14 protein-coding genes are annotated in these 13,756 nt (G+C 50.5%); 4 read left to right on the top strand and 10 right to left on the bottom strand.

Annotated features, from left to right (window positions below):
• From VMF88_11520 to xseA, 10 genes are all read right to left on the bottom strand, one after another.
• A partial coding sequence (locus VMF88_11520; protein ID HTY11687.1) for an outer membrane beta-barrel protein occupies positions 1-660 on the bottom strand: 660 nt, incomplete at its 3' end.
• A 68-nt stretch (positions 661-728) separates the two neighbouring features.
• Positions 729-1,067: a P-II family nitrogen regulator gene (locus VMF88_11515; protein ID HTY11686.1), complete on the bottom strand. Its 339-nt coding sequence runs from the start codon at positions 1,065-1,067 to the stop codon at positions 729-731.
• A gap of 374 nt (positions 1,068-1,441) precedes the next feature.
• A complete protein-coding gene (gene rpe / locus VMF88_11510; protein ID HTY11685.1) occupies positions 1,442-2,116 on the bottom strand; it encodes a ribulose-phosphate 3-epimerase in 675 nt (224 codons plus the stop codon).
• 4 nt (positions 2,117-2,120) lie between these two features.
• Positions 2,121-2,885, bottom strand: a complete 765-nt coding sequence (locus tag VMF88_11505) for a PASTA domain-containing protein (GenBank protein ID HTY11684.1) — start codon at positions 2,883-2,885, stop codon at positions 2,121-2,123.
• 47 nt (positions 2,886-2,932) lie between these two features.
• The gene (locus VMF88_11500) at positions 2,933-3,523 is read right to left on the bottom strand and encodes a riboflavin synthase (GenBank protein HTY11683.1); all 591 of its coding nucleotides are present in this window, start codon (positions 3,521-3,523) and stop codon (positions 2,933-2,935) included.
• Positions 3,524-3,556: 33 nt separating this feature from the next.
• Entirely contained in the window at positions 3,557-4,642 is a 1,086-nt protein-coding gene (gene ribD, locus VMF88_11495) for a bifunctional diaminohydroxyphosphoribosylaminopyrimidine deaminase/5-amino-6-(5-phosphoribosylamino)uracil reductase RibD (GenBank protein ID HTY11682.1), read from the bottom strand.
• Positions 4,643-4,725: 83 nt separating this feature from the next.
• On the bottom strand, positions 4,726-5,730 hold the full coding sequence (locus tag VMF88_11490) for a Gfo/Idh/MocA family oxidoreductase (protein ID HTY11681.1): 1,005 nt from the start codon (positions 5,728-5,730) through the stop codon (positions 4,726-4,728).
• A 29-nt stretch (positions 5,731-5,759) separates the two neighbouring features.
• Positions 5,760-7,703, bottom strand: coding sequence for a 1-deoxy-D-xylulose-5-phosphate synthase (gene dxs, locus VMF88_11485; GenBank protein HTY11680.1), 1,944 nt, complete (start codon positions 7,701-7,703; stop codon positions 5,760-5,762).
• Between the two features lie 11 nt (positions 7,704-7,714).
• Positions 7,715-7,966 carry an exodeoxyribonuclease VII small subunit gene (locus tag VMF88_11480; protein HTY11679.1) on the bottom strand — a complete coding sequence of 84 codons (252 nt, stop codon included), beginning with the start codon at positions 7,964-7,966 and terminating at the stop codon, positions 7,715-7,717.
• Complete coding sequence (gene xseA, locus VMF88_11475) at positions 7,963-9,168, bottom strand: exodeoxyribonuclease VII large subunit (GenBank protein HTY11678.1); 1,206 nt, start codon at positions 9,166-9,168, stop codon at positions 7,963-7,965. The genes VMF88_11480 and xseA overlap by 4 nt, the downstream gene beginning before the upstream one ends.
• A 166-nt stretch (positions 9,169-9,334) precedes the next feature.
• Here xseA and bshB1 point away from each other — a divergent pair, with 166 nt between their 5' ends.
• From bshB1 to VMF88_11455, 4 genes are all read left to right on the top strand, one after another.
• A complete protein-coding gene (bshB1, locus tag VMF88_11470; GenBank protein ID HTY11677.1) occupies positions 9,335-10,054 on the top strand; it encodes a bacillithiol biosynthesis deacetylase BshB1 in 720 nt (239 codons plus the stop codon).
• A 110-nt stretch (positions 10,055-10,164) separates the two neighbouring features.
• The gene (locus VMF88_11465; protein ID HTY11676.1) at positions 10,165-10,614 is read left to right on the top strand and encodes a hypothetical protein; all 450 of its coding nucleotides are present in this window, start codon (positions 10,165-10,167) and stop codon (positions 10,612-10,614) included.
• Positions 10,615-10,763: 149 nt separating this feature from the next.
• Complete coding sequence (locus VMF88_11460) at positions 10,764-12,047, top strand: TolC family protein (GenBank protein HTY11675.1); 1,284 nt, start codon at positions 10,764-10,766, stop codon at positions 12,045-12,047.
• Positions 12,048-12,071: 24 nt separating this feature from the next.
• Complete coding sequence (locus VMF88_11455) at positions 12,072-13,649, top strand: efflux RND transporter periplasmic adaptor subunit (protein HTY11674.1); 1,578 nt, start codon at positions 12,072-12,074, stop codon at positions 13,647-13,649.
• Positions 13,650-13,756 lie beyond the last annotated feature (107 nt).

The raw sequence follows: 13,756 nt of genomic DNA, 5'->3' as shown, positions 1-13,756 counted from the left end.
TTCAAACCCGCTGATACCGTTAAAGACGATGCTCGTGCTCGAGGAAGCCGTATAGTTCAGCGTCAATCCGAGCGTCTGGGAATGGTTGTTGTCGATGGTCGAGTTCCAGCCGTTGAGCACATGAACGGTCGCGCTTAAGGCTGTCGAGACCGGATAGGTCAAGCGGATCCCCGTATGGTAATACGGAATCGCATAAGCAAAGAGGAACGACCGGCTGTAGTTCCAGTTATCCTTCGATTCGATCACCTCATTCCCCATATGGGTCACGAACTTCCCCACATCGACCGTCAGCCCCTGGCCGATCGGAAGGACGGCGGTGAGGTAGCCCTGTTGAAGGACGTTGAGCGTGCTGCCGTTTCCCCCCTGGACAAGGTCGTTCGTGGGGCCGAAGTCGAGGTCGAAGCGGAAGCCGACCGGCGAGGCCGCCTTCTGGATGACGAGTTCGGCCAGGGAGAGCGTGAACTGGTTCTCCTGGATGTCGAAGTTGCGCAACTGGTTCGTCTCTGTTGCAGGACTGTTGAAATTCTTGCTGTAATACGCGTCGACGAACCCGCTCCAGGTGATCGGGGCCGGCGCCGGCGCTGCTGATGTGCTGTCGGCGGCGAATGAAATGCTTCCGATTAATGTCAAAGCCGCAGAGAGAAAATAGATCTGTTTCATGAGCTAGTCCTTTTCGATGTGATTAAAATAAGTGCATTGCTGTGATATCGAATGCAAGAAAGCCAGCATCAGAGCGCATCATCTCCTCCTTCTTCTGTCCGGATGCGAATCGATTCATCGACAGGAGTAACAAAGACCTTCCCGTCTCCCACATTCCCCGTCTTTGAAGCTTTAACGATGAGCGAAACCGCCTCATCGAGTTTCTTATCAGGCACGACAATCTCAAGCTTGATTTTCGGCAAAAAATCAATTTTATACTCGGACCCACGGTAGACTTCGGCATGTCCTTTTTGTCTGCCGACCCCTTTAACTTCGGTTATTGTCATCCCGTGAATACCGTTGTCATGCAGCGCTTCCCGAACTTCCTCCAGCTTATGCGGTCGTATGATAGCCTCGATCTTTTTCATTTATTTTTACGATGTGAAAAAAGTATTCTTTTTGCAAAACTAGGTCGAGCGATATTGACTCATAGGCATCTCCGTGTCGTTAAAGGGATGGCAATAAATGCATGCTCGCCATATCCGCCTGCGCCCTACAGTGCGCGTCCGGTGGACCAGCGGAAGCCGCCCTCCCCTCACGGCAGCATTCCGCTCAAGCATCGCGACATTATAATATAATGCATATTTTTCATTTGTCAAGTCATTTTTAATGTTTTTTGACAAATATCTTTATTTAATAAGGTAGAAATCTTCGCCTGCCATAGAACAAAAAGCCCCGTCAGTGAATGACGGGGCTTTTTGTTGGGAGAAGCCAGGCTTCAGGGTGGATCTGTTTTTTTACATCATCGTTCAGGGATCCCTCTCAGGTTCCTGATGGCCCGGCCTATATTTTTTGATTTGAATATGGCCGTGCCGGATACCAAGACATCCGCCCCCGCATCAATAAGGAGCGGAGCGTTCTCCACATCAATTCCTCCATCGACTTCAATAAGCGGATGCAATCCCTGTGATGAGATAATATGTTTCAGGTCTCGGATCTTTTGAAAGGTCTGCGGAAGAAATTTTTGTCCGCCGAATCCGGGGTTCACAGACATGATGAGGACCAAATCGGCTTCAGGCAATATCTCCTCCAGCGCTGAAAGGGGCGTTGCCGGATTTAAACAAACCCCCGGCTTCATTCCGAGCTGCCGGATCGTCGAGACCGTTCGCTTCAAATCCTTGCACACTTCCACATGGACGGTGAGGCGCGTTGTTCCCGCCTGTTGAAATACTTCCAGATAGGGATCGGGGTTGGCGATCATAAGATGGGTATCAAGGGGAAGGGGCGTCAAGGCATGGACGGTTTTCACGACGCCAGGACCGAAACTGATGTTGGGAACGAAGTGACCGTCCATGATGTCGAGATGAAGAAGGTCCGCTCCCCCTTTTTCCGCCAGCGCGACCTCTTTGGCAAGGTTTGCAAAGTCCGCCGCAAGAATCGAAGGCGCGATCAGTACCGAATGCTTTTTTGATTCCATGGACCTAGTGTTCCGGGACATATCCTTTTTTCTCGGGTGCCTGTGCGACAAAAAGATCGATCGGCTTTCCGAACCCGGAAATATCGCCAGCGCGCGGCAGCTGGCCAATGACCGTATTCGGCAGGAGGTCGGCGTTCGGCTGATAAGTAATCGTCCCTGCTTTGAACCCCTTCAGAGCCAAGATCTTCTGAGCGTCAGCCAGAGTTTTGCCGATGACGGTCGGGACAACAAGGCTGTCCATTGATTCTCCGGTACTTTCGGTCACACCGATATACAACCCTCGTTTCACTTTCGCTCCTGGGACCACATCCTGTGATATGATTGTTCCCTCGGGGAATTCTTTTGAAATTTGCCTGACGACCGCCCCGAGCTTCAGCCCGACTCGGTCCAGAGCAAACTTCGTATCGCGCACCGAGCGCCCCTTCAGATCGGGTACGACCGCAAGCTGCTCTCCCCCGCTGATCGTGAGGTAGACACGCCGGCGCGGTTTCACAAGCTGAGACGGCGCAGGGTTCTGTCCGACGACATAGCCTTCCGGATAGTCTTTGTCCGGATGGACATCGCCCTGCCTCGCTTCCAGGTTCAATGAATCAATAACGCGAAAGGCATCTGCTTCAGGCATACCGACGACGTCCGGAACGCTCAGCGTCCCGCCATGATTCACATACCAGGGGAGAATAACGTTATCCAGTACAAGCACAACGGACAAAAGTCCGCCTGCGATCCATAGAACAATCCTTGTTACCTTCGACCGAAAAATATCTTTCATGTTCGTTTATCGGAATATACTCTGTATGACAAAAAGTGCCAGCCGAATCAATTCCTGCAAAGCAAAGAGTCGATGTACTTTCCTACAAGATCGAATTCGAGGTTGACTTTTGTCCCTTCCCGGTAGTCATGGAAAATGGTGTGTTCATAAGTGTACGGTATGATGGCTACTTCAAAGTTGTCCGCATGCAAACGAGCGACCGTCAAACTTACCCCGTCAACGGAAATCGACCCCACCGGAATAAGGTATCTCCGAAATTTCTTCGGAAAACGTACAGCAAACATCCAACTTGCCTTCAACACAGTCCGCTTCATGACGATTCCTGTGGTGTCCACGTGCCCCTGAACAAGGTGCCCTCCCAGCCGCTGGTTCAGCGATACGGCCCGCTCAAGATTGACGCTGCTGCCTACATGCAGCGATCCCAAGCTGGTTTTCGTTAACGTTTCCTTTACTGCGTCGAATGTAAGGACTTTTTTCTTCCGCCGCACTATCGTTAAACATGTCCCATTGACAGCGATGCTGTTGTCGACCTTCAGCCCGGACGACACTTTCTTCGCCTCGATATCAAACTGCATTCCATCACGCCTGTTCCTCACCGAGACAACTTTGCCGATCTCTTCAACAATTCCTGTAAACATGATTATTCAAATTACCTTCATTGGTCATTGATGTTAATAGGAAAGGTATCCTTCTGTAAGGACATCCCCTCCTATAGTACGTATTTGCTTTCGCCTTATCTTGAAACGGGGTACAGTACGGCCAAAGGTTAAAAGCCCCTGATGAAACTTTTGGGGGGAAGTAAAGAGATATATTTTGTCTGCCTTCCGCGCCGCCAAAAATTGCCGATAGATTGATTGCCCCCCCTCCACAAGGAGCGATGCTATCCCTCTCTCCGCTGCCTTCGATAGGACGTCCCTAACCTCAATCCTGCCATTCCTGCTTTTCATCGGAACCAATTGAACCCCCTTGGCCTTCAGAATTTTCACCTTCTCTTTTTTCCCTCTTCCAAAGAAGACGATCGTCCGTTGTCTATCTTTGTCGCTGAATATCGCTGCGTCGACCGGAGCACTGAGATTTCCGTCGATCAACACCCTCAATGGATTCCTTCCGTTAACGGTGCGGACGGTCAGTTTCGGATCATCAACGGCCGCTGTCCGCGCTCCGACAACAACTGCATCATATTCGGCGCGAAGTTGATGAACAAACCTGCGTGACGCTTTTGACGATATCCATCTTGAACTTCCATCCTCGCGGGCGATAAATCCGTCCTTTGTTTGTGCGGCTTTCAAGGCCACAAAGGGCGAACCCGTTGTGATGTACTTCATAAATTTTTCGTTGAGGATGTGCGCATCATTCTTCAGAATACCAATCCTCAGTTTTATCCCAGCCATGCGAAGGATGACAAAACCTTTCCCCGCGACAAGGGGGTTTGGATCTTTCATCGCAGCAACGACTTTTCCAATGCCTGCCCGGACGATCGCGTCCGCACACGGCGGGGTTTTTCCGTAGTGTGCGCACGGTTCGAGATTCACATAAAGCGTCGCGCCTCGAACGTCGGAATGTCTTCTTCGGGCATCGTTAAGTGCGTTCACTTCGGCGTGCGCACCGCCGACTTTCTGATGATAACCTTGCCCAAGCAGTTTTCCGCTTCGAACGATGACAGCGCCGACAAGGGGATTCGGACTTACCCTTCCTATCCCTTTCGCCGCGAGCGCAAAACACCGCCGCATCCATTTTTCATCGTCACTCCGGCTCATGCATCATCCCGCCATGAAATAAAAGAGACATCACAGACTCGCTTGCGACGCTCCATGATGTCCTCATGATTTTTTGAACCGGCTTACTTAAAATAGATTTCTTTTCCTTTCGCCGCAGAGCTGTAGATCGCGTCGACAATCCTCATCCGGAGGACCGCTTCGTCCGCGGTCGAGATGATTTGGTGGATGCCCCGCACGGCGCCGATAAAGTGCTTCAACTCATTTTCGTACGAGCGCCGGAAAAGATTCTGGATGTCGTCGATCTTGCCCGGCGTGACGTTGACGATGCTTCCATGCATTTCGCGATGGATCTTCAACGGATTGAGCTTTGCGCTCCCCTTATCGCCGTAAATGTTGCAATAAAAAAGCTCATTCTCGATATAAAAGCTCCAACTTACCTCGATGGTGATCGTTGCTCCGTTCTTCATGAATAAAAACACAGACGCAGAATCTTCGACGCCGGGAGTAGCGTGAGAATATGTCGAAGAATTTACCCGTTTGACCTCCGGATATCCGGTCATCCATAACGCAAGGTCGAGCATAACGATCCCGAGGTCGAGAAAAACGCCGCCCCCTGATTTGTCTTTATGTCCCATCCAGCTGCTCTGATCGGTAAGCTTCTTGAGCCAGCCGGCTTTTACGTAGAACACTTCTCCCAGATCATTATTCTCGATAAAACTGCGCAAAATCATGGTATCAGGCCGAAAGCGATTATTCATCCCGACCATGACCTTCTTTTTTGCCTTCTTGGCGGCCTCGGCGATCGCAACCGCTTCCAGATATTTTCGGGCGATCGGTTTTTCGACGAAAATATCCTTCTTTGCTTCAAGACAGGCGATCGCAATATCTTTGTGGGCGTTCGTCGTGGTGCAAATATCGACCGCATCGAGTTCTTCCGTCTGGAGCATTTCCTGCACATCGGAATAATAGCGTTTGATGCCGAATTTCTCGGCAAGAGCGCGGGCACGCGACCTGTCTTTGTCACATACACACGGGACCGTCGCGTCGGAGATTTTGGTAAGGATAGGAAGATGAAAAACCTGTGCGATCCAACCCAATCCAACAATACCGATTTTAGCTTTTTCCATTGTTGGCGATATCAATAAGCGAATATGAACTACAACGCCCGGCGTTCTGTAGTTCTGTTGTGCGAAGGATGAGCTTCGCAAAATTCTTTGACGACCCCTGCGATCCCGCGCGGATCAAGCTTTACGATCTGGTAGAGTTCATTCGGCGTTCCATGCTCGATAAAATCATCGGGGATGCCGTGAACGTGCACGCTGACGTTTCTGTGATTCATGGAAGCAAGGGTCTCGAGAACCGCCGCGCCGAATCCCCCCTGCATCGTGTTCTCTTCGACCGTCACAATTCGGTCAAATTTCTCCACCAACCGTTCAAGCAGCTTCCGGTCTATCGGCTTTACAAAACGCATGTTCACGACTTCTGCCAAGATACCCTCTTTAGCCAGGAGGTCGGCCGCCGAGAGAGAATTGTAGACCATGGTTCCGAGAGTCAATATCGCAACATCGTTGCCCGTGCGCAATATTTCTCCCTTGCCGATTTCGATTCTTTCAAATTCCTTTTTCAAAGGAAATCCAAACGCGTTCCCGCGCGGATATCTCAACGCGATCGGCCCGCCGCGATGTTCGACGGCGGTGAACAGCATATCCCTCAACTCGTTTTCGTCCTTTGGAGCCATCACTACCATGCCAGGAATACACCGGAGGTACGACAGATCAAACGCGCCATGGTGCGTGGGACCGTCAGCTCCGACCAACCCCCCCCTATCGAGGACAAAAACCACATGAAGATTCTGAAGCGCGACGTCATGAATGATCTGATCGTACGCTCTTTGCAGGAATGTTGAATAAATTGCCGTGACAGGAATATACCCCTCGGTCGCAAGTCCGGCCGCAAATGTCACCGCGTGCTGCTCCGCGATCCCAACGTCAAAAAACCGCTCGGGCATCGCCTTCTGCAGTGCCGTCAAACCCGTGCCATCGGGCATCGCAGCAGTAACGCCGACGACTTTTTCATTTTGCCGGCACACTTCGACAAGCGCATCTCCGAAGACTGACGTGAATGCCGGCGGAGCATTCGGGTTTTTCGGAGAGATTCCCGTGACCTTATCGAACGGCGTTACACCATGGAGCCGTGTCGCCTCTTTCTCGGCAGGTCCGTATCCCTTTCCTTTTTCGGTAATCGTGTGAATAAGGATCGGACCCTTCAGGTTCTTGACATGCCGGAAAATTTCAACCAGCTTGACAACATTATGCCCGTTGAAGGGGCCGAAGTACCGAAAACCAAGCGCCTCGAACAACATTCCCGGCGTTATCACCGCTTTCAACCCTTTTTCAACATTCTGAGCGACCGAGCGAAGACGGTCGCCAAAGGTGTCCAGTTTCCCGGTCAAGTCCCAGACATTCGCCTTAAATTTGTTATAGCTCGGATGAGTCAACACTTCGGCAAAGTAATTATGGAACGACCAGAGATTCGGCGCAACCGAAGAGAGTGAGACCATCCGATTATCATTGAGAACAACGATCATGTCCTTCTTGAGCAAGCCGGCGTTGTTCATCGCCTCATACGCCATGCCGCCGGTCAACGATCCATCGCCGACGATGGCAACAACTTTATAGTGTTCATGCTTGAAATCGCGCGCCGTCGCTATGCCGAGAGCCGCAGAGATGGCCGTGCTCGCGTGACCGGCGCCGAACGTGTCGTACTCGCTCTCGCTTCGTTTAAGAAATCCGCTGATGCCATGAAGCTGGCGGATCGTATGAAAACGGCTTTTTCTTCCGGTGATGATCTTATGCGGGTACGCTTGATGGCCGACATCCCACACCAGCTTGTCCTTCGGCGTATCAAAAACATAATGTAGGGCAACGGCAAGCTCGACCGCTCCCAGCCCTGCCCCGAGATGTCCGCCGGTTTTTGAGATCGAATCGACCAGGAAATCTCTGATCTCTTTCGAAAGAGTCCGGAGATCTTTCACTTCAAGCTGCCGCAGATCGTGCGGGGTATCGATCTTATGAAAAAATTTTGTTTCGGTTTCTACCATGTGCGTTTCGTCTATTCAAAATCCATCAACTCGATCTTATTGTTCATGTCTTTGCTGAGCTTCTTGATCTTCAGCTCCGCTTTTGACAGTGTCTCCATGCACTCTTTGGACAACGCGATTCCTTCTTCATACAACTCGATAGCGTTTTCGAGCGGTGTTTCCCCCCGCTCTAACGAATCGACAATCTTCTCCAACCGGTCAAGAGACTGCTCAAATGTCCGTTTCGCGCCCTCTTTCTTCGCAGAAGCCATCGCATTCTTCATTTCTTTTTCTGAACTGATTCGACTATCGATTCAGCGTCACCGTCAAAAAACCGAACCGTGATGCGGTCTTTTTCCGAGACCCGCGACGCGGCTGGAACGATCTTCCCGTTGCGGAGCACCATCGTGTATCCGCGTTTGAGCGCCAATTGGGGGTCCATCGATTGAATCCGCTTGGCAAACGATTCCGCTTGCTGCCGCACCATCCCCAATCGGTGCTCAACGCTCCGGTGAAGCCGATGTTCCAAATCATCGACAAGCTGTCCGCGCTGGCGGAACATATCGAGCGGTTTATTGAAAGAATAGCTTCCGAGAAGGGATTGGATTCTTTCTTTCGCTGATTGAATCCTGCTTGCCGTCAGATTTTGAATAGTATAGGAAAAATTACGTAGAATATCAATAATCTCATTCCGGTCTTTCACCACCATTTCAGCGGCGGCTGAAGGAGTGGGCGCGCGCAGGTCGGCGACGAAATCGCTCATGCTGAAGTCCACCTCATGCCCGACCGCACTGATGACCGGAATACGGGATGCGTAGATGGCGCGTGCGACGACCTCCTCGTTGAACGCCCATAGATCTTCAAGCGATCCGCCTCCCCGTCCGACAATCATGACATCGATATCCGGCAACGCATTGAGGTCTCGAACTGCCTGCGCAATTTCATCAGCGGCACCGATGCCTTGCACTTTCACCGGCACGACAATAACTTCTAGGGCCGGAAACCTGCGCGATAAAACATTCAAAATATCCTGAATGGCGGCCCCCGTCGGCGACGTTATAATCCCAATCTTCTGCGGATACGGAGGAAGGGGCTTCTTATGATCCTCAGCAAACAGTCCTTCCGCTTGGAGCTTCTGTTTAAGGCGGTCGAAGGCAAGTTGTAATTCCCCCGTGCCGAGAGGCTGAAGTTGGAGGCAATCGATCTGATAATTTCCCCTCGGTTCGTACACGGTAATATTGCCGCGAACGATGACCTTCATTCCATCGGCCGGACGAAAGAGCATTTGCGCGACCCGGCTGCGCCACATGACGGCAGATAACTGCGCTCCCTCATCCTTCAGCGTAAAATACATATGGCCGGAAGAATGAAGCTTGCAATTGGAGATTTCCCCCTGCACCCAAATCTCACTAAAACCCTTTTCAAGAACCCCTTTGATCCGGCGGGTAATTTCGGTAACCGACACGATATTTTTTTCTGCAGGCATATTGAGAATATAGCTTTTATTGTTGGAATTTCAAAAATGCCGAACGGATCTCGGTGAGCGCTTTTATCATGCTCAAAAATGCGCTGAGAATATCTCATCCGAACACCCCTCCCTTCTTTTGCGCCAGACCGCATCTTTATGTATATTGATAGGCACCAGAGGGAACATGAAACTCGATGTTTTAGCAATTGGCGCTCATCCCGATGATGTTGAACTGGCGTGCGCTGCAACGATTGCCAAGCTTGTCAAAGCGGGCAAAAAGGTCGCTATTCTGGATTTGACCCAGGGCGAACTCGGAACGCGTGGGTCAAAATCACTTCGAAAGCAGGAGGCCGCAAGGTCGGCAGAAATTCTCGGCGTTGAATTCAGGGAGAATCTCAGGATACCGGATGGCAACATCGAGGTCAATCGGAAAAATATCACTGAAGTGATAGAGATCCTTCGCACCGTTCAGCCAACAGTCGTCATCTTCCCCCACTGGCTCGAACGGCACCCGGACCACGAACACGCCAACAGACTCTGCCGTGAGGCATGGTTTCTTGCCGGCCTCGAAAAAATCCCGACAAGATCAAACGGAAAAAAGCAGGAGCCATTCCGCCCCAAGAAATGTTATCACTACATGCAGAAGTACGAGTTTGCGCCGTCGTTCATCGTCGACGTTTCAGATGTCTATGAAACAAAAACAAAAGCGCTGTCGTCGTTTGAATCACAATTTTACAACCCTCACAGCAAAGAACGGGAGACGCTGTTATCGTCCAAATTGTTCCTCGAATCCATCAAAGCCCGGGACATGCACTTTGGAAGCCTTATTAATGCCGCGTATGGCGAACCCTTTTTTTCCGTAGAGCCGGTTGGGATCGATTCGTTCTTTAGCCTTAAGGTTTGAGACAGCGTAAAGTGGTTTGCATTCCTGCAAAACCCAATGGAAAGGTTCGTAATTTCGGACTCAAAAGCTCAGTTTTTGCCGAATTAGGAACCTCTCCAATGGCATGATTGTTGAAGAATTCAATTGCAGCTATGGCTATTGTTTCCAAACATAATATTTTTATCTGCCGGATATTTCTCGCCCTGTTCATTCTGGCCAACTCAGGTTTTACCGCGGTTGTTCGCCAATGCACCATGAAGTCGTCGCATGCGATGGAATGCTGCGCTAAAGACGCCGGACATGGGACTTCAAAGAATCGCAGCGGAGAAGTGGCAATAGTTGGGAATCCGGCCGACTGTCATTTTTCATCACTAGCGGGGGGACTGGCCAACCTCTCCGCTGTTGTTGAAAAAGAAAGCAGAACACACTCTGCAGGCACTAGTTCTCCGGCTCCACTTTTTTTGCGGTCAATTTTTTCCGATGCTCCTTCAAGATCATCTCTCCAGTCTCTTCCCATCCATTCTCATTTCTCTCCATTTTTCGGAGAGAAGTGCATTCTCAATTCCACATTTCTCATTTAACCGGAACTTCCGTCTAGTGTAAGGTTATTCGGAGCGCGGGCTCGGATACAACCCTGCACTGTTTATCTTTCTCCGCGCTTGAGTTCGCTCTTCAGGGATGTCGGTGAAGAAGCGATTGTACTACAATAACGGAAAAAAGGAGTTCCCGAATGCATCGATGCATCAGAAAAGCTATTGCCCCGCTTTGCCTCGTGGTCGTGGGCATAGTACAAGCACAAGATCTGACACTTCTCAATCTGGACGATCTTGTCGTTGAAGCACTGCAAAATAACCCTCAGCTTCGCGCTGCCAGGAACGAAACGGCGGCGGCCGGAACAAAAAGAGATCAAGCGACGTCGTGGGAAGCTCCTCAGGTTGGAATCGAGTTTTTCCAAACGCCGATCCAGTCATTCCCCGATCCGATAAAAAACGGGATGGAAACAGACTACTTCATCCAGCAGATGATTCCCTTCCCGGGGAAACTCTCTTCGATGGGCGAATCTGCTGAAAACATCGCAGGAATGGCCGGCCAAGAATACAAAGCATTGGAAAGACGAATTATCCGCGACTTGAAATCGGCGTATTACGAACTCTTCCATGTCCAGCGTCAAATTCAGGTAAATGCAGAGAATCAGGAATTAGTGAAGAAATTTACAGAGATCGCCCGCAAACAATATGAAGTCGGATTGGGAAAGCAGGCGGACATTTTACGGGGGCAAACGGAACTATCGTCCCTCGTTAATGAAGCTGTTACTCTCGAAAAAGAAAAAAAGAGCGACGAATCGATGATCAATACGATTCTCAGCAGACAGGCAAACGCCCCGCTTGGACGGATCCCTGATGCAGAAATCACACAGCCCCGATGGACATTTGACCAGCTCCGTCCTCTGGCTCTCGAAAACCGTCCTGAATTAAAAGGAATGAACTTCAACATCGGAATGAACAAAGCGGAATTGACAGAATCCCAGCGGGAGTACTACCCGGACATCATGGCGCGTGTGACGTACAAAAATTTGTCGAATACGAAGAATGATTTCTGGGATGCGATGATCGGGGTTAATATTCCGCTTGCATTTTGGTCCAGCGGGAAATACACGGCAAAGGTTCAGGAGAATGAACTCCATGTGCGCAAGGCCGAGAATGACCTTGCCAGCATGCAAAACATGGTTTCGTTTGAAGTTCAGAACGCACTGGTCAAGGTCCAATCGAATTATGACCTGGTGCTCCTTTATAAAAGCACAAGCATCCCACAAGCAGAACAGACCCTTCAGGCGACCTTATCCGAATATGAGACCGGCAAGACGGAATTCCTGATGGTGATCGATGCTTACCGGATGCAGCTGATGACAAAATTGGCTTACCACATGGCGGTGATGAACTACATGGCGAGCGAGGCGGAATTGGAACAAGCGGTCGGTCTTGACATTCCTCACATTTCAGAAAACATTCAGTGACTTATCAATAAGGAAATTGGCGTCATGAGAAATACCATAATAACAGCAAGCGTTTGCATTCTTCTCGGCCTCGGAGCCGGCTGGCTCGCTTTTCATTCCCCTGATAAATTTGATTCAGCCAACGGGAGGAAAATTCTTTACTACCGAGACCCGATGAATTCCCGGAATACGTCCCCAACACCGAAGAAAGGTCCCGATGGAATGGACTTTGTGCCGGTGTATTCCGGATCTCCGACAAGCGACGGATCAAAGAAAATAGCCTACTACAAAGATCCGATGCATCCATGGTACACCTCCGACAAGCCGGGCAAGGCCCCCGATTGCGGAATGGATCTTGTGCCCGTCTATGAGGGGGAGTCCGATTCGGGCGCGATTCATATCGATCCGGTCACAATGCAGAATATCGGCGTGACCACAGAAGTAGTGAAAACGAGAAGCCTTGCCAGGACAATTCGCGCAACAGGTAAAATTGATTATGACGAGACAAAAGTTTATTCGGTCTCCACGAAAGTGATGGGCTATGTCGAACATCTGAATGTTGACTATTCCGGCCAGGAGGTTCGTAAGGGGGAAGCGCTGATGGACCTTTACAGCCCGGAGCTTGTCGGCACACAGCAAGAGTATCTTCAGGCCATCCAATACCAAAAGGAGTTGCAGAACTCGAATGTGCCCGAGGCGCGAAAGGAAGCCGACGAACTGGTCCAAAGCTCCAGACAACGCCTTCTGTATTGGGATATTCCCGAAAGCGAAATCAAAGCATTGGAAGAGCGAGGCACGCCGAAGAAAACAATGACGATCGTCTCCCCCGTTGATGGCGTGGTCACTGACGAGATGGTGCTTCAGGGACAAAATGTGATGGCAGGGATGACTCTCTATAAAATTGCAGACCTTTCCTCAGTTTGGGTGCTGGCAGATATTTATCAATATGAATTGCCCTGGGTACAAGTCGGACAAAAGGCCGAGATCCAACTTTCTTATATCCCCGGCAAATCGTTCACCGGGGCCGTCGACTATATTTATCCTTACCTGGGCACGGAAACAAAAACGGCGAAAGTGCGGGTCAAAGTTCACAACCCGGCCGGCACTAAGCTCAAACCGGGGATGTACGCGTCGATCAATCTCACGTCTCCTGTTGAAATCAAAAACGTGGCGGTGCCAGAACGGGCGGTCATCCGCTCTGGCGAGCGGAGCGTCGTTGTCGTCGCGCTCGGGGGCGGCTATTTTGCTCCGCGGGACGTGAAAACGGGCGTCGAATCTGCGGGGTATGTAGAAATTCTTTCTGGAGTAAACGAAGGAGAGCGTGTCGTTACATCATCGCAATTCCTCATCGACTCGGAGAGCAATCTTAAAGCGGCTCTGCGGTCGATGAATGGACATCAGGAAAGCGATACGACGAAGTCTGGATCACGAATGGATGATGGGGAAAGAAAGAATACAGATCAAAGAAGACGGGAGACAGCAATCAATCACAAGCGTAGTTCAACGGATGGGTCAAAGAACAACTCCACGGCGATAATAAAGCCCGGTCAACCGGCTGTCGATCCCGTGTGTGGATTGCAAGCCGACGGCAGCGACGAACTCTCGTTCGTCTGTAACGGGTAAAAATATTATTTCTGCGGCGTTGACAACATGGAAACATTCAAATGCACGCCGCAGCAGTATATTTCGTTTGGTACCAAATAAGTTCTGTGGCTGCAGTTCATTCATGA

This window comes from Bacteroidota bacterium (assembly GCA_035506275.1).
Taxonomy (GTDB): domain Bacteria; phylum Bacteroidota; class Ignavibacteria; order UBA10030; family UBA8401; genus JAGVPT01.
This window is presented reverse-complemented; position numbering and strand designations above follow the sequence as displayed.

Bases quoted from the DNA above. Each gene is read 5' to 3' on its own strand.
- VMF88_11515 (HTY11686.1), bottom strand. From the start codon at position 1,067: ATGAAAAAGATCGAGGCTATCATACGACCGCATAAGCTGGAGGAAGTT.
- rpe (HTY11685.1), bottom strand. From the start codon at position 2,116: ATGGAATCAAAAAAGCATTCGGTACTGATCGCGCCTTCGATTCTTGCG.
- VMF88_11505 (HTY11684.1), bottom strand. From the start codon at position 2,885: ATGAAAGATATTTTTCGGTCGAAGGTAACAAGGATTGTTCTATGGATC.
- VMF88_11500 (HTY11683.1), bottom strand. From the start codon at position 3,523: ATGTTTACAGGAATTGTTGAAGAGATCGGCAAAGTTGTCTCGGTGAGG.
- ribD (HTY11682.1), bottom strand. From the start codon at position 4,642: ATGAGCCGGAGTGACGATGAAAAATGGATGCGGCGGTGTTTTGCGCTC.
- VMF88_11490 (HTY11681.1), bottom strand. From the start codon at position 5,730: ATGGAAAAAGCTAAAATCGGTATTGTTGGATTGGGTTGGATCGCACAG.
- dxs (HTY11680.1), bottom strand. From the start codon at position 7,703: ATGGTAGAAACCGAAACAAAATTTTTTCATAAGATCGATACCCCGCAC.
- VMF88_11480 (HTY11679.1), bottom strand. From the start codon at position 7,966: ATGAAGAATGCGATGGCTTCTGCGAAGAAAGAGGGCGCGAAACGGACA.
- xseA (HTY11678.1), bottom strand. From the start codon at position 9,168: ATGCCTGCAGAAAAAAATATCGTGTCGGTTACCGAAATTACCCGCCGG.
- bshB1 (HTY11677.1), top strand. From the start codon at position 9,335: ATGAAACTCGATGTTTTAGCAATTGGCGCTCATCCCGATGATGTTGAA.
- VMF88_11460 (HTY11675.1), top strand. From the start codon at position 10,764: ATGCATCGATGCATCAGAAAAGCTATTGCCCCGCTTTGCCTCGTGGTC.
- VMF88_11455 (HTY11674.1), top strand. From the start codon at position 12,072: ATGAGAAATACCATAATAACAGCAAGCGTTTGCATTCTTCTCGGCCTC.